Genomic DNA, 24,164 nt, shown 5'->3' with positions numbered 1-24,164 from the left:
TGTCCGCTAAGGGAAGGGACGCGCGAAATTCATCGTTCGACTGTGCCGCGCGATGTCGCACGGCACAGTCCTTGTGTCTGTGGTGTTACTTCTGCAGTTCAGTCCAGATCTTGGTGTAGAGCTGCTGCGTTTCCGGTTCGCAGCTCGCGAGGAACTCGCCCGCCGGCTGGAATTCAGCCGGGATGAACAGCTCCGGCGCCGTCTGCATTTCGGCCGGCAAGAAGGCCTCCGACCCCTTGATGCCGTTGGCATACTTGGCAAAGGCGGAAATCAGCGCCGCATTTTCCGGGTCCATGATGAAGTTCATGAACAGCTTGGCATTTTCCGTGTTCTTCGCATCCTTCAGGAGAGCGACGCTGTCCATGAAGTAGGGGAAGCCCTCTTTCGGATAACCGAACTTGATGTCCGCGTTCTTCTCGCGCGAACGCATGACGGCGCCATTCCAGTAGTACACGGCTGCATAATCGCCAGCGGGCAGCTTCTCCGTCACGCTGTAGTCCATGGCAAGCCACTTTGCCTTCGCTTCGACGAGCTTGTCGCGAACCTTGCGAAGGACCTCCTTGTCCATCGTGCACCACTCACCGCCGAAATACTTGATCGTGGCGAAGAGGACGTCGTTCATTTCCGGCGCAACGTTGATCTTGCCGACCAGCTCTTCCGGCGGATCCAGGAAAATCGCGGAGGTGTTGATGTCGCCCTTGTAGACCGAGCTGTTGACGGCGATGCCTGTCAGGCCCCACAGCCACGGAACGGTATAGTGACGACCCGGATCCCACGGCACATCGACCCAGCGCTCGTCGACATTCTTGAAGTTCTCCATCTGGTCCGGACGGGCTTCCTGCAGAAGACCTTCCTTCACCCAGACCTGAACGTAGTTCGCCGAGGGCACGACAACGTCGAAACCATGGCCGCCGGCCCGGACCTTGGCGAGTGCGGTGTCGTTGGAGTCGTAATCGGTGATCGTGACCTTGACGTCGTATTTTGCTTCGAATTTCTTGATGAGCTCCGGGTTGGTGTAGTCACCCCAGTTGTAGATGTTGAGCTCGCCCGCCGCCGAGGCGGCATTTGCGAGGGTCAGCACTGCAACCGCCGCCATCGCTGTCGTTGCCATCCATTTCGTTTTCATTTTCTGTTCCTCTCTGTGAATTGTTTGCCGAGATGACTACTGTTTTCGCCTGTTGATCAGGAAGAAGACCACAACAAGAGCGGTGGAGAGCGCAAGGAACACCGTCGCGATCGCGTTGATCTCCGGGGAGGTCTCGCGCCGGAGCTGTCCGAGCATGTAGGTTGGCAACGTGTCCTGCCCGCCGGACTTGACGAATTCCGTGATGACGACGTCATCCAGCGAAATGACGAAAGCCAGCATGAAACCGGCGATGATCGCCGGGCGCAGCAGCGGCAAGGTCACATGCCAAAAGGTCTTCCAGGACGTAGCGTAGAGGTCGGCCGCCGCCCGCTCCAGCGTCAGGTCCATGCTTTCGAGACGGGCGCGGATGGGCAGGTAGGCGAACGGGATGCAAAAGGCTGTATGGGCGACGATCAGGTAGCCCAGGCCAGAGTAGCCTGTCCACACCTTGATCCGCGAGAAGACGATCAGCAGCGCCACGGCCGTCACAATTTCCGGAACCATAAGAGGCTGGTTGATGAGCGCGTATTTGAAGGTCAGGCCGCGATAGGGCGTCGTCCGCGTCGTTGCGAGGGCGGCCATCGTGGCCGCTATCGTCGCAAGCAACGCCGCCCATGAAGCGATGACAAGCGAACGGACCGCCGCGTCCTGAACGGCCTCGTTCTGCCATGCTGCCACGAACCAGCGCGTCGAAAAGCCATCCCACCGCGACAGGGACTCCGCCCCGTTGAAGGAGTAGATGACCAGCGCGCCGATGGGCAGGTAGAGCGCGAAGAATGTGAACAGGGTGACGAGCCCGAAGCCGGGCTGGGCGCGGACGTCGAAGCGTGACTTAAGCATGACCCGCTCCTCCGCGTGAGGCGTTACGCACATAGAAGATCAGCGCGATCATAACCAGCGCCATCAGGGTGATCGACATTGCCGCCCCCAATGGCCAGTTGCGGCCGGAACCGAACTGCATCTCGATCAGGTTACCGAGCATCATGTTCTTGCCACCGCCCAGAACGCGCGGAATGACGTAGGCTCCGAGCGAGGGGATGAATACGAGGATCGAACCGGCGATAAGACCGGGCTTCACCAGCGGGATTACAATTCGCCACAACACTTGAAAGCGCGTCGCATACAGGTCGTATCCCGCCTCAACCAACCGGAAGTCGAGCTTCTCGATCGAGGCGTAGAGTGGCAGCACCATGAGCGGCAGATACACATAGGTCATGCCAAGAAGGTTGGCGGTGTCCGTATACATGATCTGCAAGGGCTGCTTGATAATGCCGAGCCAGATCAGAGCATTGTTCAGGAGGCCCTCGTTGCGGATGACCTGCTGCATCGCGAAGGCGCGGATGAGGAGGTTGGTCCAGAAGGGGATCGTTACCAGGAAAACCCAGATCTCGCGGGTATGTGGAGGACGCGTCGCGATGAAATAGGCTGTCGGAAAACCGAGGATCAGGGTGAGTATCGTCGTGAAGAACGACAACTGGATCGAGCGCCAGATGATGGACAGGTGCGCATCAGCGAGCCCCAGCGTGTCATCAAATATGTCACGCTGGAAGAGTACCGAGGTCCAACCCTCGAGCGAGAACTCCCCGAACCTTACGTCGCCATAGTCGCCCTTCGCCATGAAGGAGTATAACAACATGACGAGGAGAGGCCCGACCGCCGCAAAGAAAATGATGAACAGGGCCGGCGTACTCAGCAGCCAGCGCGAGCGAGTATCCTTTTTCTTGGCCGCGAGAGCGGCCTGCTGGGCGCCGTTCATCGTCAGTCCCTCAGAATTTGGGCGACGTCGTCGCTGAAGCCAATGCCCACCGTGTCGTCCTTCGAAAAGCCGCAGTGGCCGCTACGCGCATTCTGCTGGCGAACCATAAAGGTCTTGCCGTCGTCGAGGCGGATGTGGAGATGCGTATCGGTCCCGAGATAGACGATCTCGTGAATGACCCCGCGCAAGAGCGAGGCAGGCGAATGCACGCTGACCTGGGCATGCTCAGGACGGACAACGATCGTGACCTTGCCGCTCGGCGTCAGGTCGGCGGGGAAGGTCGCGGGAATCTCCGCGCCTGAGGAGAGACGCACGCGGGCCTTGTTCCCGGAAACGGAAATGACGTCGGCCTCGAGGAAATTCGTCTCGCCGATGAAGTCGGCGACGAAGCGTTCGGCCGGGCGGTCGTAGATATCCCAGGGTGAGCCGACCTGGCGAACCGTGCCCGTCGACATGACGGCGATGCGGTCCGACATGGTAAGGGCCTCTTCCTGGTCGTGCGTTACGAAGACGAAGGTGATCCCGGTTTCGAGCTGCAGCCGCTTCAGCTCCATCTGCATCGATTTGCGCAGCTTCAGGTCCAGCGCCGAAAGCGGCTCATCGAGCAGCAGTACCTTTGGCTGCGGCGCGAGCGCTCGAGCGAGCGCCACGCGCTGCTGCTGGCCGCCGGACAGTTGCGTCACCGCGTTGTCGCCGCGGCCTTCGAGATGCACGAGTTTCAGCATGTCCTTGACGACAGTGTCGATCTTCGCTTTCGGCGTACCCAGCATCTTGAGGCCGAAGCCGATATTCTCGGCGACGGTCAGATGCGGGAAAAGGGCGTAGTTCTGGAAGACCGTGTTGACGGGCCGCTGGTTGGGCAGGAGGCTGGAGATATCCTTGCCGTCGAGCAGGACCTGACCTTCGGTCGGAAGCTCGAAACCGGCGATCATCCGAAGCAGCGTGGTCTTGCCGCATCCCGAAGGCCCGAGGAGCGTGAAGAACTCGTTCGACCGGATATCCAGCGTCACGTCGTTGACGGCCTGGAATGTGCCGAACCACTTCTTGATGCTGCGCATGCCGATAGCTCCGCCATGGGCGGACTTCACCTGGGTCTGGTCCATTTGTTCCCCGTTTTCACCCGGTCCGACAGGCTTTCCCTTCGTCCCGGCGGTCTGGCACATGGCCGCTTTCCGCAGCTTCTATGTGATAGTCTTCGCTTGCTTATGATCACAACAAATCATAATTTGATCAAAACTGTAAAGAGGCATTTTCGCGGACAAGGCAATAACAACCGCACGTGGAAATTGCTGGGGAACTAAACGCGGTCCGCTCCGGTCCTTTTCGCTTCCGGAATGAGAAAAAACGCAGTTTCAAAGGGTTAGAGTGCGCGCCACGCGTTTGCGTGGATGCAGCCGGCTCGACCCTCGGAAGGGACAGACATGCTGGTTACAGAAGGGAGGCAACCGTGCGAATCGGTCAAGCACTGGGTCCATCGCACCTTGCGCCATGCGCTGATGACAGGACGGTTCCAGGCAGGTGAACCCGTCACCATTAACGGCCTGGCCGAGATGCTTGAAGTCAGCGCCATGCCGGTACGCGAGGCACTGCAATATCTGGTGGCCGACGGCGCGCTGGAACTTCTGGACAATCGCCGCGTGCGGGTGCCGGAGATGGTGCCGGAGAAATTCGACGAGATCCTTGCCGCCCGGATCGCGCTGGAGACGGTGGCGGCGGAGCGGGCGCTGCCGCAACTCGATTTCATCCGCATCGCCCGGCTGCAGCATCTCGATTCGGTCGTGGACGACGCCTACGATGCCGGCGACATCGAGCGAGGCATCGCAGCCAACTTCGATTTCCACCGCTGCATCTATGAGGTCCGATCCAACGGCGTCCTTCTGCCGATGATCGAGTCCCTTTGGCTGCGGCTTGGCCCCTTCATGCGCCACGCCGCGGAAAACCACTGGGCGAGTTATCAGGTCGACCGACACGCCGAGGCGCTGGAAGCGATACGCTGCAAGAACGCCGACGCATTGAAGGCCGCGATCACCGCCGATATCCAGGACGGTATCGGCCATCTTGGACGAGCGCAGTTTCTCGACACCGCCGCGCGCACGTTCGCGACGAGGCGGTAAGCCGGCGCGCGCGTGCACGCACCGCCCCCCTACAGGATGAAATCGCCCTTGGTCAGGTTGATGAGGCCTGCCAGTTCGATCTGGAAGTCGGCGCGGCCGTCGCGGTTGATATCGCCGTAGACGATCGTCCGGTCGTTGGCCGTGCCCTTGACGTCGAAGGTACGAAAGACCAGTTCGCCCGCCTTGCCGGAAAACTCGCCCTTACCGCGCCAGACAAACGCCTGGTCGCCGGCGACCTTCAAGTCGGCGTCGATCTTCGAGACGTCGAGCCTGTCCTCGCCGCGGACGAAGTCGGTGACGATGTCGCGCTTTCCCGCACCCGACAGCGGGCTGAAGCCGCCATTGTTGACGAAGCCGGAATGACCGGGCGCCGAATCCTTCACCGAGGCGAAGACGAAGACATCGCGGCCGGACCCGCCGGTCAGCACGTCGACGCCGGTGCCGCCGATCAGCGTGTCGTTGCCGGCCCCGCCCTTGATGACGTCGTTACCGACCTTGCCGTCCAGCACGTCGTTGCCCGAGGTGCCGGTCAGCCTGTCGTTGCCATAGGTGCCGGAAACAGGCTCCTTGACGTCCTTGACTGTGATCTTGAGCGCCTTCGACGCCTCGTAGCTCGTGCCGATCGAGGGATCATCGAGGCGCACGGTGACGTCGAGCGACGGGTTAGTCTCGAAATCGAGCTTGGCGCCCTTCTTCAGCCACAGCGCGCCGTTCCTGATCTCGAACAGCTTCGCATCCGCGCCGACGAGCGACAGGCGGTTGTTGCCGCCATCAGGATCGACAATCGACAGGTCCGCCACTTTGCGTGCGCTCGCCGTCGAGGCGTCCTCGGCGATCGCCGTCAGCACCTGTTTTGCGCCAAGCTTCGGTGCGTCGTTGACGGGGGTGACGGTGAAGTTGAAGGTCTGCGCGACCGGGGTCGACTTGTCCTCGTTGCCGTCCTCGACGAAGACCTTGAACGAGGCCTTCGTTGTCTCCGAGCCATCGTGCAGGAAGGCAACCTTGCCGGCGGCAAGCTCGGCGCCGGTAAAACTCGTCGCCGCCGTGCCGTTGACCAGCACTTTTCCGGCCACCTGGCTGGAGACGGTGAAGCGCACACCAGCGGGACTGTCGTCGGGATCGCTAAAATAGAGGTCCGTCGTGGTGATCTTGTAGCTCGCCACTTCCTTCACCGTGGCTTTCAGGTCGCCGGTGAGGACAGGGGCGGTGTTGAGGGCAGCGCCATCAATGACGATGTTGTGCCCGGAACCTATCGACCCGGGGCTTCCCGGGGTCGGCAGCGTCAAGACCGCATTGTCACCGCCGCTGTCCTTGATCGTACTGCCATTCAGCGACAAAGCTACGGTGGAGGCGAAGTCGAGATCCGCACTTCGATCGCCTGCCTGGACCATGTAGGAGAACGTCAGCGTCTTTGAGCCGGAGCCGCCAGCGTAGCTCGCGAGACGATCGGTGATACCCGTTTCGAGCAGGATCGTCGGCGTCCCCGTGACAAAGACGGCTTCGCTGAACGTGACCGTCACCGTGATCACGTCGCCGATCTTGTACGTACCGTCTGAAGCGCTCACGCCTACCGACCGGACGACCGGGTTCGGCGGAAGAACGTCGATAGCGATCGTGTCGGTGTCGGACAGCACGCCGCCGGTACCAGTCCCGCCTTGGTCACTAGTCGTGACCGTTATCGTCGCGGACCCGTTGTAGCCGGCGGTTGGCGTAAAACTTAGGCCGTCCAATGCCGCGTTGACCGCCGCCAGCGTGCCGGTGAAGGTCATTGTGGCATCGGCAGCACCATCACCAGTCGTGAAGCTCAGCCCGGTGGTCCCGCTCAACGAAATCGTGCCGTTCGTCGCGGCGAGCGTGATCTTGATGAAACCGCCGCTGATATCGACGTCGCCCACGGAGATCCCGTTGCCGTTGGCACTGCTCAACACGAGCGAGCCATTCTCCGCAACGGTGGCAAGGGCAGGCACCGTATTGACCGGCGCGTCGTTAACGGCGGTGACGTTGATGGGGACGCTGGCTGTGGCAGTTCCACCCTGACCGTCACTGATCGAAATGGTCAAAAAAACGCTGGAAGTCGCGTTCGGTGCGGTCCCGTATGCCACCTTGCCGGCGGCGATGAAGCCGTTGATGTCGGCGAGCGTGCCGGTCAGCGTGAGCGAATTGGTGCTGCCGCCGACCATGACACCGCTGCTCCCTGTTGCTGACAGGCCGCCGCTGGCAACCGCAAATGTGACGGTGACGGCGCCATTGCCAACGTCGATGTCATGGAAGGAAATACCGGCAAGTGCGGTCGCCACGTCTTCGGTGACGGTGATGCCTCCCGGAACACTGACCGAAGGCGCGTCGTTCGTCGGGACCAACTGGACTGTCGAGGTGATCGACAGGGCTGTGGTGTCGACGCCGCCGTTCGCCGTGCCGCCGTTATCTTTGATCGAGGTGATCGTGACCGTGCGGCTCGCGGCATCAGGCGCTTCACTCGTGTTCTGATATGTCATGCCATCGAGCAGCGACTGAACCGCCGCCGTGCCGGCACCGGCATGGGACAGCGTGAGAGTGGCCGTCGTGCCCACTAGGATGACGTTGCAGGTCCATCCGCCCGCAGTCACGACGTTGCCGGCCTCCAGCTTCACGTCTGTTCCGCCGATCTGCAGGATTTCCGCCGCTGTGTTCGAGACGTTGCTGACCATTAGCGTCAGTTGCGTGATCAATTGGCCGGCTTCGACAGTGGAAACGGATACGCCTGAGAAGAGATCGACGGCCGAGCCATTCTCGGTGAAAGGCAGGTTCGTGCCGGTGGCTGACAGGGTCGGAGCATCATTCACGCGGGTCACTGCGACACTCACGTCGGCACCGACACTGATCCCGCCGTCACCGTCATCGACGGTGACGCGGATGGTACGCGTGGCCGTCGACGGATCGTCGCCATTGTTTGCATAGGTCAGATTGCGCAAAAGCGCCTGCACAATAGCAGGGGTCGCGGACGCATTCAGAGTTACGACCAGATCGCTCGATCCCGTGCCGCCGGAGTACGTGCCGATCTGCACGCCGCCATAGGTTATGGCGTTTCCTGCGGCAACGCCGATCTGCCCCGCGCCGGTCCCCTGATTGCGGACGCCAAGCACATCCTGTCCCGTCGGACTCCCGACGATTGAAACCCTGACGGAGCCGCCGGCAAAGTCGGCCGAGTCGGGATCGGTCAGCGTCGCATTGCCGCCGGCATCGATCAGGACAGCGCTACTCCCCTCCCAATAGCTGACGCTGTCACCGTTGAGATTGCTGATGACGGGCGGGGCGCTTACGGCGGCCGCACCGACGACGATGTCGTCGATGAGGAAATAGAAATCCCTGGTATCGTTCTGTTGCACGATGCGAAACTCATCGATGCCGCCCCATGCAGCTCCGCTGAATGTCACTGTCATCGAAGTCATCGGAGTGTCCGTCGGCAGTGAAAAATCCTGCGTCGCACCGGCGACCGGCGAGCCGTTCCGGTATCCGACCACGCGGATATCAGGATTCATGCTGTCGGTGTCTGCGTCGTAGCGCAAGATTGTGAGGCTCTGGAGCGAGAACGCCTCGTGGGATGTTCCGGCGAAGCTCACCGCATTGCTCCCCACACCAGGAGCATCACCCACTACGAAAAGGGCTTGGTCCGCCGCTGTTGAAATTGGCGGAATGTTGTTGTTGAGATAGATGGCTTCGATCGGCGTACCGTTCAGAAAGGAAACCGTCCATCCGCCGCCCTGCCAGGTGCCGACGGCAGAATTTTCATCTACCAGTCCGTCGAAATTGATGCTTGTCGGTGCGGCCATGTTCGTTGCTCCAGCAGTGTCCCAGTTGTTCATTTCGCCGTCGCGGTGTCCGTCCGTGAGCCAAGTGTGTGCGCCAGCATCTGTTTGCGGAGCCGTTTGGGGGCGGCGCTTACATCCGCCACTTCAGCCCGATGCGGATCGTGTCGAGCGTCGCGTCGTTTTCAAAGCGCGGGAAGGCGTCGGGCGGAAAGACTGCCGCACCTGTGGCCGTCACCGTGCCGAAATCGTAGTGCAGGTATTCCAGCCCGACCGACCAGTTCGGCTTGAAGCGCCATTCGACACCGCCGCCGGCCACCCAGCCGCCCTTCGTGCCGCCACCGGAGACGTCCATCTCCCCGGGTGCCGTGATTGTCGGGTTGCTGTAGGCACGCACGTCCACGTTCGCCAGCGCATAGCCGCCGGTGACGTAGAACAGCACGTCGGAGGTGGTGACACCCGCACGGACCCGCGCGCTCGCTGCCCAGTCGATATCGAAGCTCGCGTGCGTATCACTGCTGATCGCAGACGTGCCGGTCGCCCCGAAGTTCATCAGCGAGAAGTCGAGGACGCCGCCGAGCACCAAGGCGGTGCCGCCGAGATCGAACTGCCGGTCGCAACCGGCCTCGACGCCGCCCGCCAGCCCGCCGTCATCGGTGGAGGTCGTGTCGTAGAAGCCGTCGTTCCAGAACACGTCCATGCCGGCATAGGGACCCTCGCGATAGGGCGTGTCGGTCGCATCGACATCGGCGCGACCATAGCCGGCATTGGCACCCAGATAGCAACCGGACCAGGACGCAGCACCGGCAGTCGAGGCCTGATCGGCAGCAAATGTACCGGCGGTCGCAGACAATATCAGCGAAGCGGCCGAAACGACCATGAGCGTGAAACGACAGGGCACTGACTTCCCCCCGGAAGCGAAAATTATAAAATAATCAACAACTAATGCGCTCGAATCGAGCCATTGCCACCAGAGCGCGATATATCGCGTCGACGCGGCCTGCAAAAGGTCAAAAATCCGATAGGCTTATGAATACACTAACAAAAATGCCATCAATGGTGGGCGTGCAGCAACAGCGAGCCCGCCATAGTTGCAAAGAAGCAAAAAACGCGGAGCGGCAACGATTCCGCTTCCCGCAAAAAAAACGATGAAACGCCCGCGAGACGCAACCGCGTCAAATTTCGTAGTCGACGGTCACGTTCAGCGAGGCAATGAAGCGCCTGGTGCGCTCACGTTCGGGCCGGGCGAAGATCTGCGCTGGAGGTCCGCTCTCGACGATGACGCCGCCATCGAGAAACACCACCTTGTCGGCCACGCGCGAGGCGAGCCTCAGATCGTGCGTCGCCATCATCATCGTCGTACCCTCGCGCGCCAGCCGGCCGAGCACGTCGACCACCTCTTCGGCGAGTTCCGGATCGAGCGCCGAGGTCGGCTCGTCGCAGAGCAACACACGCGGGGAGGGGGCAAGCGCGCGGGCGATCGCGACGCGCTGCTGCTGGCCACCGGAAAGCGTCGCCGGCCAGGCGTCCGCCTTGTGCGCCATGCCGACTTTCTCCAACAGTTCCATCGCCCGTGACCGCGCGCGCTCCGTCGGCCATTTCAGCACGGTCACAAGACCTTCCATGACGTTCTCGATCGCTGTGCGATGCGGAAATAGCTGAAAATTCTGGAACACCATGCCCGTCTGACGGCGCAGGCGCTGGATATCCACCCAGCCGATCCGCGCGCCTTCCGAGAAGGTGAGCGCCTCTTCGCCGATGCGCACGGTGCCGCGCGTCGGAATTTCCAGGAGATTGACGCAACGCAGCAGGGTGCTCTTGCCCCCGCCCGAGGGACCTACCAGCGCGGTCACCGTGCCTTCCGGCATCTCGACGCTGACGCCGTTGAGCACCACATTGTCGCCGAAGCGCTTCTCGATGTTCTCAAGCTCGATCATGCGCGCGCCTCCAGGTAGCCGCCATAACGGGAGAAGCGCTTCTCCAGCCGCACCTGCAGGGCGGAAAGGACCGAACTCATGGCGAGATAGATCAGGGCCGCCTCGATATAGAGGATCAGCGGTTCGTAGCTGGTCGCGACGATGCGCTGCGCCGTCTGGAACAGTTCCGGAACCGTGATGGCGGCGGCGAGCGACGTGTCCTTGACCAGCGAGATGAAGGTGTTGGACAACGGTGGCACGGCAGTGCGGCCCGCCTGCGGCAGGATGGTACGCCGCATTGCCTGCCCCCAGCTCATGCTGATCGAGTAGGACGCCTCCCATTGGCCACGCGGCACCGAGGCGATCACCGCGCGGATGATCTCGGAGGTGTAGGCACCGACATTTAGGCTGAAGCCGATCAGCGCGGCGGGAAAGGCATCGAGCAGGATACCGAGGCTCGGCAGCCCGTAGAAGATCACGAACAACTGCACGAGAAGCGGGGTGCCGCGGAAAATCCAGACATAGAAGCGGGCGATCGCGACAAGCGGCTTTGGCCCAAACAGCCTGACGATCGCGACAAGGAGCCCGAGCGACAATCCGAAGGTGAAGGACAGAAGCGTCAAGGGAATCGTGAAGACGAGACCGGCCCACAGGAGCGGGCCGAGCGAGTCGAGCATCAGTTGGAGCCAGTGCGGCAAGGCAAACCTCAAAAATACGCGCTCCGGCGCGGTACCCGGAAGCTCGACAATCTACAAGACAAGCGGCGAGGGCGTCACGCTCCTTTTACGGAGCCATACTGCCGGCCACAAACGGCAAGACCCCGGAACCATTGGGTTTCCAGGGTCTCGTGCGGTTTGCCGATTACTTCGACACGTCCTGTCCGAAATACTTGTCGGAGATGTTCTGGTAGGTGCCGTCGGCCTTGATTGCGGCCAGCGCCTTGTTGATCGCCTCGACCAGCTCCGGATCGCCCTTGCGCACGATGATGCCGGAATAGTCGGCACCAGCCTGTTCAGCGGCGATCTTCACGTTCGCATCCGGCTTCTGCTTCTTGAAGTCGAGGAAGGACAGGCTGTCATTGATCGTCGCATCGGCGCGGCCGGTCAAGACGAGCTGGATCGACTGGTCGAAGCCGTCGGTGCCGACGAGTTCGGCGCCGCTCTCCTGGGCGAGCTTGCCGAAGTTCGAGGTCAGCGACTGGGCCGACTTCTTGCCCTTCAGGTCGGCAAAGCCCTTGATGCTGTCGTCGTCCACCCGCACGATGAGCACGGCCTTCGACGCGATGTAGGGTTCGGAGAAGTCGTATTTCTGCTTGCGCGCCTCGGTGATGCCGACCTGATTGATGACAGCATCGTAGCGGTTGGCATCGAGACCGGCGATCAGGCCGTCCCACTTCCCTTCCAGGAATTCGGCCTTGACGCCGAGCTTTTCGGCGACGGCCTCGCCGATCTCGACGTCGAAGCCGACGAGCTTGCCGCTGGCGTCATGGTAGGTGAAGGGCGCGTAGGTGCCTTCGGTGCCGATCTTGAAGGTGCCCGTGGACTGGATCGCTGCGAGGTTATCGCCGGCTGCGGCCGGAAGCAGGAATGCAGCTTGCAGGAGGGTGGCGGCGGCGAGAGGCTTGAACCAGGACATGTCGATCTCCGTTTGGTCACTGAACTGATATGCTCTAGATCGCAAATTCCTCAACCATATGGAGCAAATGAAACTGCTTTCGTTCCGATGGAATGCGAATACTTTTCCAATATTCGATAGCTTTTGTGTACTTCAGTCCGGCGGCATCATAGTGGCCGTTTTGCCGGTGCCGATAATCGGTCAATTGATATCAAGCAGAGCCAGCGTGCGAGAATCCGGAACGCCGCCATAGAAGCGCTGCAACGCCGCCTCGAACGGCGTGGGATCGGCAGCGGCGGCGGCAAACAACGTCAGCGACGATCGGAATTTCATGTCGTCGGGCGAACCGAAGATTTCGTGAGCGGACTTTTCCGGAACGGCGAGAACAGCTCCGGTACATTCCAAAAGACGCCCACCGAGAACAGGATCGGCCAGATAGGCAACTGCCTCGTCGAGCGTGGTTATGGCGTATCGTTGCGTCATGGCCGACATCCCGAGCCCCTCGATCTGCGGGAAGATGTACCACATCCAATGGGTCTCCTTCCGCCCGGCACGCAACTCTGCGAGCGCGCGCTGGTAGATCGCCCCCTGAGCCTCGTGAAAACGGGAAAGGTCGTGGCCCAACGCCGGGCTCCATCGTTCCATCCGGATATCGACGCAATGAGAAAGAGTAGCACATTCGCTCAACGCCGGCACGGTCGCCAGTAAACATCGAGTTGATCGCCAAGATACGGTGGCGAGCAGGGGCGCTCTGATACCGCCCCCTCTCCTCAGTCATTCATTCATGCGTGGATTTGGTGCCGCATATTGCAGCAGCCAATCGCGCACCTTCGCCGCGCCGGCGGTATGTTGCGACCGGCGCGGCACCACGACGTAGAAATCCGCCGCGACGCGCATTGTCTGGTCGAATGCGCGAACGAGCCTGCCGGCAGCAATATCCTCCTTTACGAACATGGTGCTTGCCAGTGCGATCCCGTGTCCCGCGATTGCGGCCTCGATCGCGTGGGACGTCTGGTTGAAACGGACGCTCTTGGAAGCCCGCGACGGTGTGCGCCCAAGTATGCCCGCGATGAACTCTGGCCACTGGTTGTGTGTGTCGTGGAGGAGAACGAACCGGTCGAAATCACCCGCAGCGAGCGGCCCGTTGTTGGCCGACAACAAGGCAGGACTGCAGACGGCCGCGACCTCCTGCTCGAACAGCAGTTGCGCTTCGACCCCACTACCGAACGGCGGCCGACCGAGCCGCACGGCAATGTCCACGCCGTCCGTCTGAAAGTTGGACAGCCGCTCGCTGGCAAGGATCCGCAGGTCCAGTTCCGGATGGGCCGCCAGGAATTCAGGAAGCCGCGGGATCAGCCATTTCGAGGCGAAGGTCGGCGTAACGCTGATCGTGAGGTGGAGCGGTTCGGGCCGCAGCGTCGCCGTTGCCTCGGCGATCAGTTCGAACGCGCGCCGAATGTTTGCGACATACGTTCGACCGGCATCGGTGAGTATCAGGGAACGTGGCTGGCGATCGAAGAGCCTGAGGCCAAGCTGCGCCTCAAGGCCACGGACCTGCTGCGCCACCGCGCCCTGCGTTACGCCAAGTTCCTCCGCCGCCAGCCTGAAATTCAGATGCCGCGCGGCAACCTCGAAGGCACGTAGACCGTTGAGCGGCGGAAGTCGGCGGACAATCTCGGCCATGCGATAGAATTTCTACTGTCTTCTGCCACTCGATCTGGCTCGAACCCGTGGTTCGGCAATGCTATCATTGTTGCCATCAAGGCATTTGCACGCAAGAATGCGTGGCGAACAGAGGAAAGGCAAGAGCGATGACAGTAGAAAAGGTGGCTCTGGTAACCGCCGGCGGCAGCGGCATGGGGGCTGCGACCGCCCGACGCCTTGCAGCCGATGGATATCGCGTTGCGATCCTCTCCTCTTCGGGTAAGGGCGAAGCGCTCGCAAGGGAGCTGAACGGCGTGGGTGTCACCGGTTCCAACCAGTCGAACGACGATCTGAAGCAGCTGGTCGATCTGGCGATGCAGACCTTTGGGCGCATCGACGTATTGGTCAACAGCGCCGGTCATGGGCCGCGTGCACCCATCATCGAGATCACGGATGAGGACTGGCACAAGGGGCTTGACGTCTACCTGATGAACGTGATCCGCCCAACGCGCCTCGTCACGCCTATCATGCAGGCACAGAAGTCCGGCGCGATCGTCAACATCTCTACCGCCTGGGCCTTCGAGCCATCCGCCATGTTCCCGACATCAGCCGTGTTCCGGGCCGGGCTCGCTTCTTACACGAAGATCTTCGCCGACACCTATGCCGCCGAGAACATCCGCATGAACAACGTGTTGCCGGGCTGGATCGACAGCCTGCCGGCAACCGAGGAACGCCGCGCCAGTGTTCCCATGCAGCGCTATGGCCGCAGCGACGAGATTGCCGCCACTGTGGCATTTCTCGCCTCGGAAGGCGCCGGCTACATCACAGGCCAGAACGTCCGCGTGGACGGCGGATTGACGCGCTCGGTCTAACTGCTGAGCATACGATCGGGGCTGAAACCCTGGCATCGCTCGCCATCCTCGGCTTGGACCTGAGGATGGCATTCACGGGATAGCAGGCTCAGCGGCTGCGCGCCTTCACTCGGTCATGCAGCAGCATGCAGACGGCGCCAGGCAGTTTCAGCGCCTCGGCCGCACGCACCCGTTCCTCGGTGTAGTGACCTTTTTCGTGCAGGCAGTTCAGCGTGCCGATCACCTCGCCGTCGACGATGATCGGCACGTTGATGACGGATTCGCAGCCGAGCGACCGGATCAGCTCGTGGTCGTCGAACACGGCCGCGATCTCCTCGATCGTGTTGGCGACGAAGGTCCGCTTCTGATTGAGAGTGATCTCCGACCAATGCGTCTCATTGTAAGGTTTGGTGCCGGAGACGGGATAGACCTGAGGCATGTTGGAGTAGGTTCTCTCGGAAAGCCGCTCCTTCGTATCGCTGGTCATGATCGTGAAAAGCTTCACGCCGACGGTCTCGCGCACCAGCGCTTCCAACGCGGCATAAGCCTTGTTCGGCTGGTTGCCGGCCTCGGCGACGGCCGCGACGAATTTCTGATAGTCAGGCGATTGCATTTTTCGCTCCGTGAAGTTGGCGCGGGCGGCGGGAAACCGACAGCGGCCTTGTGATGTCCACTGACTATCAGCCGAATACCTATCCGAAGTTAATCCGACAATCGCCTGAGGGAATTCGTTGTCGCAGGTCGCACGGTTGAACGCGGCGCGACAGACGGATAGGTTCCGCCGCGATCGATTGTATTCTTTTCGGAGGTCCTCTTGAATTCTGCTGTAGCGCGCGTCCTGCTGGCTCTTTTCCTGTCAACGCCGGCGGTTGCGCACGCCGAATGGCAAGCGGTCGAGCAGGTGCGGACCTATGCGATCACCGGAACGACGGGCATGGAACTCTACCAGTCGATCGGCGAGCGGGGACCGGAGGTCAGGGGCAGCCGCGCCATTGCGTTCACCGATTTCAAGCTGACCTGGTCGCGCAAGTACGAACCAAAGAACGGCGGCTGCGTTCTGGCCTCCGCGCGTCCAAACCTCGTCATCACATACATGCTGCCGAAACCCGCCAAGAAGCTGCCAGCGCCGGTGAAAACCAAATGGGAGACATTCTTCGCAGGAGTCCAGGCCCATGAACGCGTGCACGGCGACTTCATCAAGGACATGGTGCGACAGATCGAGGAAGTTTCCGTTGGCTTGACCGTGGCCGACGATCCCAACTGCAAAAAGATCCGAAAGGAACTCACCCGGCGACTCGGCCCCATTTCGAAAGCGAAAGGCAAGCAGGACAGCGACTTTGACCGCACCGAACTGAAGAGCGGAGGTAACGTCCGCAAGCTGGTTGTCGACCTTGTGAACGACGGGCTTGGGCCTCTGTGACCGCAATGTGTGTCTGGGTGTGGTCCACGCGCTCTCTGCCAGCCGACCTGTTATCCGGCTTACTCGTCTCATCCTGAATACGGATTCCGATTTTTAAAGCAATGAGGTAGCATGAGCTCGCCTCCTGCCGGAGGCCCCGCGGAATGCGGTGTCACGGGGAGAACGTGATGGCCAAGCATGCTCCACGCGAGAACATTCAGATTGCCGACTATCCCGCCTATCAGGGGGGACCGTTCTTCGAGCTGCAGGAACGGATGGGGCTGCTGAAAAAGGACGCCCTCAACGCACCACGGCGCGCGCTGATCTACGTCGCCATAGCCTGGCTCGTTCCGCTGATCCTTGCCCTGCCCGACAGCCTGCGCCTCCAGCCTTTTGGCGAAACCTACATTACCGATGTGAGCCTGTGGGGGCGGTTCGTGCTGGCAATCGGCGCACTTGTGCTCGCGGAGCAGCAGGTGGAGGACCGTCTGCGGGTGAAGCTTAGGCATTTCGCAGCCGCGCCGTTGATCGCGCCGGAATCGATGCCGGCTGCGGCAATGGCCGTAAACGATGCGCTTCGGCTGCGTAGTTCGCGTCTTGCCGAAAGCATTTGCCTTGCGCTTGGATATCTCGCGGCACTCTGGGCCATCACGCATCATCTGGAGGGGAATGGACTTGCATGGGCGGGGACTGCCGGTCACGTCACGATTGCCGGCTGGTGGACGCTGCTTGTAAGCCTCCCGCTCTTCTGGTTTCTGATGCTGCGCGGCTTCTGGCGACATTACGTATGGTCGCGCTTGCTACGTGCAATCGCTCAGCTCGAATTGCGGCTGGTGGCGAGTCATCCGGATGGCAAGGGCGGGCTGGCGTTTCTGGCGGACTATCCGAATGCCTATCGAACCTTCATGTTCGGCCTCAGTTGCGCCGTCGCCGCTGCCTTCGCCAAGCACATTACGGCGGAGGTGCTTTCGATAAAGACGCTAACCACGATCATGGGGGTCTGGCTCGCGGTTGTGCTCGGCTTCTTCGTCTATCCGCTATCGGCCTTCCAGGCACCGCTGCGCCGCTTGCGCGAGGCGACGATGCTGGTGTCGGCGACGCAGGCCACGCAACGCCTTCGCCAGGACGAGCGCAAGACGCTCTCGCGCAACATTGCCGCCGACGGCACGGTTGAGCCCGCAGCTGATGCGGAGATACCCGATCCGGGCAAGCTCTATGAAAGTGCGAGGAAGCTCTCGCCGGGGCTCCTTTCCCGCATTGCGGTGCTGCCGCTCTCGGCCATGGCGCTGCTGCCGTTCGCCATCGTCGGGATCACGCAGATTCCCTTCGAAGACGTGCTTTCCCTCCTTAAGAAGCTGTTGGTTCTGTGAGTCTCGCGACGACCTGGATTGAAACGACGCGGACAGCTACGCAAATTTCACAAGAACCCAAATGAACAGCGCTTAAGTTTCTGCTTTTAAAGTATTTATCGACGCAGATCCAGGACATATCGACGCTGGGATAGGGGGCTTATGGCAGCCGCTGGAAAGGGGCTGTTAACCTTTATTTTCTATTCCGAGGGCAGGGGTTTCATGCCTTCCGGTAGTTCCAGCGTTGCAGGTTTCCATGCGTCCTTCCCGTACGACTTCGCCCTCCGTCAACGACGTCTCAGCGACCCACAACGGTAGCTCCAGCCAGCCGGCCGAAGTTACGCTCCCCGGGATGACTGTCACCGGAGAGGTGAATGCCGGCACCGATTTGCCGGCCTGGCAGAGTGCATTCGTTCTCGGGCCGAACGTCCGTTTCACACGCACGCCGGAAAGCGCCTATGCGCGCAAGCCTGCGCCAGTGGACGAGACGAAAATGGCGGAGGTGGCCGAGACCAAGGTGATTGAATTGACCGTGGCAAAAGAAGAAGTCGTGACACCGGTTCCGGATGTGGTCCAGCCGGATCTGGACAGCACGGTCATGCGCAAGATCGAAGGCGGTCATGCACGCGCCGCCGCGTCGGCCGAGCCACGCAGCGGCCCTGCTGAAGCCACCGCAGCCCAGAGCGTTGAAGGCGACAGCGGCGCATTGGCTCTCTACCTGCGCCTCAAGCGTGAGATGACCGAGACCCGCCACGAATTGCGGCCGGCCTCTTTCGTAGAACCATATCCGGCTGCTCAAGCAACCGAATCGGCCTTCGCCAAAGCACCACGAGCCACCGCGTTGCCAACGCCGCCCATTGGTGCGTTCGGCCTTTCCATCTCCGACTACGCTCTCTGGGAAATCATGGGCCCGGATGTCGACCTCGCAGGTCTTGTGCCGGCAGACCGTGTGGCGCTGCCCCACTTCGACGTAAGCCCGGAATCGGCCGCATCGCGCTACCGCGAAGTTGTCATCAGAAGCAGACACGCACCTGCAGCGCCGGTCGCCACGGCAAGTGTCGCTCCAGCGCTACCGATCGCTCCTGTCCAGGCCGTGCGCGCCAACGCACCACCGATGACAAAGCCGCTCTCTCCCAGCGCCTGCTTTGCCGCGCGCCCATCCGCAAGTCCCTCCAGTTACGTAGCGCGGCCAAATCCCGCGGCAACTGTGACGGCGGCGAAGGCGCCCACCCCACCGTCTTCGGTTACGCCGGCCGCCGCTTCGGGCTCCTTGGTCCAGTCAGGTTCCCGCCCGCGCACATTCACGGCGCCGTCGAACGCTGCAGAAACCACGCCTGCATCGGCAACTCGCCAAGTCACCGTCGCTGCAAGCTATGCCTCGTACTCCGCCCTGTCGTCGATGTCGGCCTTCCAGGCTACGAGCATTCAAGCGACGGCAACGGCAGATGCGTGGCAGATGCCGACACTGTTGTCCGCCACCGTTGCAGCGTCGCCGGACGAAGCCCCGGTTCCCGTCCCGGCACCGGAGGCGATTGCGCTGCCGGCGATTAACCACGACGAAACGTCCCTCCCGGCTGCAACGGCGACACCTGCTGCCAGGGTAACGCCTGCTCGGTCCCGTTCACTCGCACGCTCCGGTCTATTTGCTTCGGCTGATAACAACCCGGACTATGAATTCCCGCCTGTCGAGCTACTGCAGCAGCCCGTCGGCGAGCAGGCGCACACGATGACCCAGGAGGCGCTGGAGCAGAGCGCGGGCCTGCTTGAGAGCATCCTCGAGGACTTTGGCGTCAAGGGCGAGATCATCGATGTGCGACCCGGTCCGGTCGTTACCCTCTACGAATTCGAGCCGGCACCCGGCGTCAAATCCTCCCGCGTCATCGGTCTTTCCGACGACATCGCTCGCTCCATGTCTGCGCTCTCGGCTCGCGTCGCCGTCGTCCCGGGCCGCAACGTCATCGGTATCGAACTGCCGAACGCCGTTCGCGAGACCGTCTATTTCCGCGAACTGATCGAGTGCGAAAGCTACTGGGAGACGAAGTTCAAGCTGGCGGTCTGCCTCGGCAAGACGATCGGCGGCGAACCGGTCATTGCCGAACTCGCCAAGATGCCACATCTGCTCGTCGCCGGCACCACCGGCTCGGGCAAGTCGGTCGCGATCAACACGATGATCCTGTCGCTCCTCTACCGGCTGAAGCCCGAGGAATGCCGCCTGATCATGGTCGACCCGAAGATGTTGGAACTCTCTGTCTATGACGGCATCCCGCACCTTCTGACGCCCGTGGTCACCGATCCGAAGAAGGCCGTAATGGCGCTGAAGTGGGCCGTGCGCGAGATGGAGGACCGTTATCGCAAGATGTCGCGCCTTGGCGTGCGCAACATCGACGGCTTCAACACCCGCGCTGCCACCGCTCGCGCCAATGGCGAGACGGTGATGTGCGACGTGCCGAAGGGCTTCGACCGCTCGACCGGCGAGCCGACTTACGAGCAGGAGGAAATGGACCTCACGCCGATGCCGTACATCGTCGTCATCGTCGACGAGATGGCCGACCTGATGATGGTCGCCGGCAAGGAGATCGAAGGGGCGATCCAGCGGTTGGCGCAGATGGCGCGCGCGGCCGGCATCCACCTGATCATGGCGACCCAGCGCCCCTCCGTCGACGTCATCACCGGCACGATCAAGGCCAACTTCCCGACGCGCATTTCCTTCCAGGTCACTTCGAAGATCGACAGCCGCACGATCCTCGGTGAACAGGGTGCCGAACACCTGCTTGGCCAGGGCGATATGCTGCACATGATCGGCGGCGGCCGCATCGCCCGCGTGCACGGCCCATTCGTCTCGGACTCGGAAGTCGAAGCCGTCGTCGCGCATCTGAAGACGCAAGGTCGCCCGGAATATCTCGGCACTGTCACCGAAGACGCAGATGAGGAAGAAGCTGCGGAGCCTGAGGACACCGCCGTATTCGACAAGTCTGCGATGGGCGAGGAGGACGGCAACGACCTCTACGACAAGGCTGTCAAGGTTGTCCTGCGTGACCGCAAGTGCTCGACTTCCTACATCCAACGCCGCCTTTCGATTGGCTACAACCGCGCCGCCTCGCTGGTCGAGCGGATGGAGCGGGACGGCCTCGTCGGAGCGGCGAACCATGTCGGCAAGCGCGAGATCCTCAACGGAAGCCGCGACAGCGTGCCGTCCATGGAGATGTTGGACGACGAAGACTGATCCACATCGCTGAGGTCTGTGGAGTGGCGGCAAGCCCGCCACCCTTCAGCTTGAGAACTGCCGCCGTGTCGGCGCACCGAATGGTGTATTTGTCCGCCGCCTCATTGAAGCGGCGGACGATTTCAATCAGGCCCCTTCCGGGCGATGCACCGTCTTGATCTCGAGGAAGTCCTCGAGCCCGAAGATGCCACCCTCGCGACCATTGCCGGACTGCTTGTAGCCGCCGAAGGGGCTGCCATATTTATGCGATCCGCCGTTGATGTGGACCATGCCGGCACGAAGACGGCTTGCGACCCGTTCGGCACGATCCGCACTGCCGGTCTGGATGTAGGCGGCGAGACCATAATTGGTGTCGTTGGCGATCGCGATCGCCTCTTCTTCCGTGTCGAACGGAATGATCGCAAGCACCGGCCCGAACACTTCTTCACGCGCAATCCGCATGTTGTTGTTAACGTCGGCGAAGATCGTCGGCTTGACGAAGTAGCCGGTCTCGAAGCCCTCGGGCTTGCCGGGGCCGCCCACCAGCACACGCGCGCCTTCGGCAACGCCCGCCTCGATCAGCGCCTGAACGCGACCAAACTGAATGTGCGAGACGAGCGGTCCGATGTGACCGCCTTCGTTTTCCGGATTGCCCACCTTCACCGCCTTGCCCGCTTCCTGCGCAATGGCAACGGCCTTGTCATAAACCGAGCGCTGCACGAGCATGCGCGTCGGCGCATTGCAGGACTGGCCGGAGTTGTTGAAGCAGTCGGCCACGCTCTCGGCAACGCGCTCTTCCAGGTTCGCGTCCTCGAAAACGATGTTCGGTGACTTGCCGCCCAGTTCCAGCGTCACGCGCTTGACAGTTTCGGCTGCGTCCTTGCTGACGGCGATGCCGGCGCGGGTCGAGCCGGTGAACGACATCATGTCGATGTCCTTGTGCTTCGACAACGCCGCGCCGCATTCGATGCCGTCGCCGTTGACGAGATTGAAGGTACCGGCCGGGAAACCCGCCTCGTGCACCATCTCGGCGTAGAGGATGGCATTGAGCGGGGTGAATTCGGACGGCTTGATCACGCAGGTGCAGCCCGTGGCAAGGGCTGGAACGACCTTGAGTGCAACCTGGTTGATCGGCCAATTCCACGGCGTGATGAGTCCGCAAACACCGATCGGCTCGCGGCGCACGACATCGCCGTTCGGCAGAACTTCGCGGCTCTTCAGATGCTTGAGCGCATCGATGAAGCCCTGCAGATGACCGACTCCGACATCCGCCTGCTGCTCAATGCTCATGGTGATCGGCGCGCCGAGCTCCAGCGTGATCGTGCGGGCCATTTCGTCGTAGCGGCGCTTGTAGATCGAAAGAAGCTTTTCCAGCAGCGCAATGCGCTCGTCCAGGCTCGTCTGGCTGTAGGTGGCAAAGGCCTTCTTGGCAGCAGCGACGGCGCGATCGATGTCAGCGGCAGTGCCCATGGAAATCCAGGCGATCGGCTTTTCCGTGGCCGGATTGATGACTTCCAGATCGTTGGCCTTCAGCGGATCGACCCACTTGCCGTCGATATAGAATTTGCGCTTGTCGAGCATTTTTTCCTCCCGTCGCATCTGTCAAATCGTTGTTCGTTGCCGGAATGGCCGGCGACCCAGCGGGAATGTCGACTGCTCGGAGACAAAGAGCAATAGGTGGAGAAAGAAAAATTTGATCACATTTTTCAAACTGTGATCGTTTTCCGGTCAGTCCTTGGTTTGAGCGGCGTAGAATGCGCGCACATCGGCAGTGAATTGCCGCCGTTCCTCCGGCTTCGTATAGAACATGTGGCCCCCGCGATAGACTTGAAGTATCGCCCGGCCGGAAGCGAGCGTGGCCGGCAGGTGATCGATGACATATCGGCTGACACCGTAGGGCGTCAGCGCGTCGCTATAGCCATGCGCCACCAACAGCCGGAAAGAGGGAACAACCGACAGGAGATTGCGCAGATCGCGGGTGGCGCCGACGTCCGAACGGGCACCACCCCAGTCCCAGCGCCGGTTCACATCCTTATTGAGCAGGTGATAGGTCAGTTCCGTGGGAAACCCCAGCTCGTCGCGGGCGTAGTTTGCAAAGGCCGCGCCATAGGCGCGCGTGTAACCCTCCAGGATCGGATCCGCGCCGCGGTCGGCATCGGTCTCGGGGTAGGGGTCGTCAAAGAGCACGGCAGCATCGTAGGGACTTGCGACCTTGCCGTCGGCCGCCGCTAGGTTCTTGGTATAGATTTCGCCAACAAAGCCCCGCGCGCGGGCAATGGCGTCCTGCTCGATCCCCGTCAGCTGTGCAACGCGCTGGTAGAAGCGATCCGCCGCTTCTCCGGCAAGAGGGGGGCCTGCAAGGGAGACGAGATAGTCGCTCATCGCAAATTTCTCGGCCTCGGCCACTGCTTGCTCGCTGAAAATACCCTTGCGTTCCAGTTCTGCCGCAGCAAGCGACGGAAGCTGAAGGGCGGCACCCAGCGGATAGTCAGTCGCGCCGAAAATAAGCCGGCTTTCGATGAGCGGCGAAACCATCACGATCCCGGACGCCACGATCCCTTGCGTATCCTTCAACGCACTTGCCACCTTGGCCGCCCGAAAACCACCATAGCTTTCGCCGAGCAGATACTTCGGCGAGCCGGTGCGGCTGTTTTTCTGGATATAAAGGGCAATGACCTTTGCCAGGCTTTCTGCGTCCTGCCGAACGCCGTAGTAGGCGGACTCAGCTTCCTTATCGGCCGCCCGGCTCCACCCCGTTCCCACCGGATCAATCAGCACAAGATCGGTGAACGTGAGCCAACTGTCCGGATTGTCGACAAGCACGGACTGCGTTCCGTCGCGATTACTCGCTCCGAATTCAAGAATGCGCGGCCCCACCAGGCCAAGATGGAGATAAGCGGAAGCAGCGCCTGGCCCACCGTTAAAGGCGAATGTGATGGGCCGATCGACTCGGGCGCCTTTTGCCACGTGGGCGGTATAGAAGACCTTCGCTGTAACCTTGCCGTCATCGCCGCGAAGCTCGATCGTGCCGGCTGTCGCAGTGTAAGCGATCTCGCCAGTCCCCAGCTTCAGCGTGTGTGCAGTGACGGCATCGGCTGGCAGCAGGCTCAAAATGGCTTCATTCTGAACCTGCTTCTGCTCGTTGCCCTGCTCCCGTGCTGAAAGGGGCGTAGGGATGGCCAGGAGAAGAAGGGCGAGGACGGCGAAGAAATGACGCAACACCCGACTCCTTTCGATCCGTTGATCATGCACCAGCGCTAGTATCCACTCTAAGGATTGGGGGAGAACATCGGAATTCAACACAAATTGATCTTCGAGCTTCGCAACGCAGCCCCGACACGCGAGTGCAAGCGCGATGGCAGGGCTTCATCGCCATAGATAGCGCCCACCATTCGGACGCTATCGACC

The 24,164-nt window shown here is 61.5% G+C and carries 19 protein-coding genes; 5 read left to right on the top strand and 14 right to left on the bottom strand.

Going from position 1 to position 24,164, the window contains the following annotated elements:
- Positions 1–85 precede the first annotated feature (85 nt).
- The 4 genes from IB238_RS20960 to IB238_RS20945 all read right to left on the bottom strand — a co-directional run bounded on the left by IB238_RS20960 (position 86) and on the right by IB238_RS20945 (position 3,940).
- Entirely contained in the window at positions 86–1,096 is a 1,011-nt protein-coding gene (locus IB238_RS20960) for an extracellular solute-binding protein (RefSeq protein WP_246723776.1), read from the bottom strand.
- Between the two features lie 66 nt (positions 1,097–1,162).
- A complete protein-coding gene (locus tag IB238_RS20955) occupies positions 1,163–1,966 on the bottom strand; it encodes an ABC transporter permease (protein ID WP_192251663.1) in 804 nt (267 codons plus the stop codon).
- Positions 1,959–2,882, bottom strand: a complete 924-nt coding sequence (locus IB238_RS20950; RefSeq protein ID WP_192251660.1) for an ABC transporter permease — start codon at positions 2,880–2,882, stop codon at positions 1,959–1,961. Before IB238_RS20950 ends, IB238_RS20955 begins: the two co-directional genes overlap by 8 nt.
- A gap of 2 nt (positions 2,883–2,884) precedes the next feature.
- Complete coding sequence (locus tag IB238_RS20945) at positions 2,885–3,940, bottom strand: ABC transporter ATP-binding protein (RefSeq protein WP_246723775.1); 1,056 nt, start codon at positions 3,938–3,940, stop codon at positions 2,885–2,887.
- A 363-nt stretch (positions 3,941–4,303) separates the two neighbouring features.
- On the opposite strand from IB238_RS20945, the gene IB238_RS20940 reads away from it, so the two are divergent.
- Positions 4,304–4,996, top strand: coding sequence for a GntR family transcriptional regulator (locus IB238_RS20940; protein ID WP_192251657.1), 693 nt, complete (start codon positions 4,304–4,306; stop codon positions 4,994–4,996).
- A 29-nt stretch (positions 4,997–5,025) separates the two neighbouring features.
- Here IB238_RS20940 and IB238_RS20935 read toward each other — a convergent pair whose 3' ends face one another.
- The 7 genes from IB238_RS20935 to gcvA all read right to left on the bottom strand — a co-directional run bounded on the left by IB238_RS20935 (position 5,026) and on the right by gcvA (position 13,994).
- The gene (locus IB238_RS20935) at positions 5,026–8,805 is read right to left on the bottom strand and encodes a cadherin-like domain-containing protein (protein WP_192251654.1); all 3,780 of its coding nucleotides are present in this window, start codon (positions 8,803–8,805) and stop codon (positions 5,026–5,028) included.
- A gap of 109 nt (positions 8,806–8,914) precedes the next feature.
- Positions 8,915–9,682 (bottom strand): outer membrane beta-barrel protein, encoded by a 768-nt coding sequence (locus IB238_RS20930; protein ID WP_192251652.1) that lies wholly within the window; start codon positions 9,680–9,682, stop codon positions 8,915–8,917.
- Positions 9,683–9,956: 274 nt separating this feature from the next.
- Positions 9,957–10,718 (bottom strand): amino acid ABC transporter ATP-binding protein, encoded by a 762-nt coding sequence (locus IB238_RS20925; RefSeq protein ID WP_192251649.1) that lies wholly within the window; start codon positions 10,716–10,718, stop codon positions 9,957–9,959.
- The gene (locus IB238_RS20920; RefSeq protein WP_192251647.1) at positions 10,715–11,395 is read right to left on the bottom strand and encodes an amino acid ABC transporter permease; all 681 of its coding nucleotides are present in this window, start codon (positions 11,393–11,395) and stop codon (positions 10,715–10,717) included. The genes IB238_RS20925 and IB238_RS20920 overlap by 4 nt, the downstream gene beginning before the upstream one ends.
- A 163-nt stretch (positions 11,396–11,558) precedes the next feature.
- Positions 11,559–12,332 (bottom strand): amino acid ABC transporter substrate-binding protein, encoded by a 774-nt coding sequence (locus IB238_RS20915; RefSeq protein WP_192251644.1) that lies wholly within the window; start codon positions 12,330–12,332, stop codon positions 11,559–11,561.
- Positions 12,333–12,512: 180 nt separating this feature from the next.
- On the bottom strand, positions 12,513–12,956 hold the full coding sequence (locus IB238_RS20910) for a DUF1810 domain-containing protein (protein ID WP_192251641.1): 444 nt from the start codon (positions 12,954–12,956) through the stop codon (positions 12,513–12,515).
- A 129-nt stretch (positions 12,957–13,085) separates the two neighbouring features.
- The gene (gene gcvA, locus IB238_RS20905; RefSeq protein WP_192251638.1) at positions 13,086–13,994 is read right to left on the bottom strand and encodes a transcriptional regulator GcvA; all 909 of its coding nucleotides are present in this window, start codon (positions 13,992–13,994) and stop codon (positions 13,086–13,088) included.
- Between the two features lie 128 nt (positions 13,995–14,122).
- Here gcvA and IB238_RS20900 point away from each other — a divergent pair, with 128 nt between their 5' ends.
- Positions 14,123–14,827, top strand: a complete 705-nt coding sequence (locus tag IB238_RS20900; RefSeq protein ID WP_192251635.1) for an SDR family oxidoreductase — start codon at positions 14,123–14,125, stop codon at positions 14,825–14,827.
- 88 nt (positions 14,828–14,915) lie between these two features.
- Here IB238_RS20900 and IB238_RS20895 read toward each other — a convergent pair whose 3' ends face one another.
- Positions 14,916–15,419: a GAF domain-containing protein gene (locus IB238_RS20895; RefSeq protein ID WP_192251634.1), complete on the bottom strand. Its 504-nt coding sequence runs from the start codon at positions 15,417–15,419 to the stop codon at positions 14,916–14,918.
- A 201-nt stretch (positions 15,420–15,620) separates the two neighbouring features.
- Between IB238_RS20895 and IB238_RS20890 the strand changes: the two genes are divergently transcribed.
- The 3 genes from IB238_RS20890 (at position 15,621) to IB238_RS20880 (ending at position 20,777) form a co-directional block, all read left to right on the top strand.
- The gene (locus tag IB238_RS20890; protein WP_246723753.1) at positions 15,621–16,226 is read left to right on the top strand and encodes a DUF922 domain-containing protein; all 606 of its coding nucleotides are present in this window, start codon (positions 15,621–15,623) and stop codon (positions 16,224–16,226) included.
- 167 nt (positions 16,227–16,393) lie between these two features.
- Entirely contained in the window at positions 16,394–17,575 is a 1,182-nt protein-coding gene (locus IB238_RS20885; protein WP_192251633.1) for a hypothetical protein, read from the top strand.
- 235 nt (positions 17,576–17,810) lie between these two features.
- Entirely contained in the window at positions 17,811–20,777 is a 2,967-nt protein-coding gene (locus tag IB238_RS20880) for a DNA translocase FtsK (RefSeq protein WP_192251632.1), read from the top strand.
- Between the two features lie 126 nt (positions 20,778–20,903).
- Here the strand turns inward: IB238_RS20880 and IB238_RS20875 are convergent, their stop codons facing one another.
- Both IB238_RS20875 and IB238_RS20870 read right to left on the bottom strand, forming a co-directional pair.
- Positions 20,904–22,337 (bottom strand): aldehyde dehydrogenase family protein, encoded by a 1,434-nt coding sequence (locus tag IB238_RS20875; protein ID WP_192251631.1) that lies wholly within the window; start codon positions 22,335–22,337, stop codon positions 20,904–20,906.
- Positions 22,338–22,484: 147 nt separating this feature from the next.
- On the bottom strand, positions 22,485–23,933 hold the full coding sequence (locus IB238_RS20870; protein WP_348648288.1) for a carboxypeptidase: 1,449 nt from the start codon (positions 23,931–23,933) through the stop codon (positions 22,485–22,487).
- Between the last annotated feature and the right edge of the window lie 231 nt (positions 23,934–24,164).

The organism is Rhizobium sp. ARZ01, from assembly GCF_014851675.1.
Lineage (GTDB): Bacteria > Pseudomonadota > Alphaproteobacteria > Rhizobiales > Rhizobiaceae > Mycoplana.
Note: the sequence above shows the minus strand (reverse complement) of the source record. Positions and strands in the feature narration are given on the sequence as shown.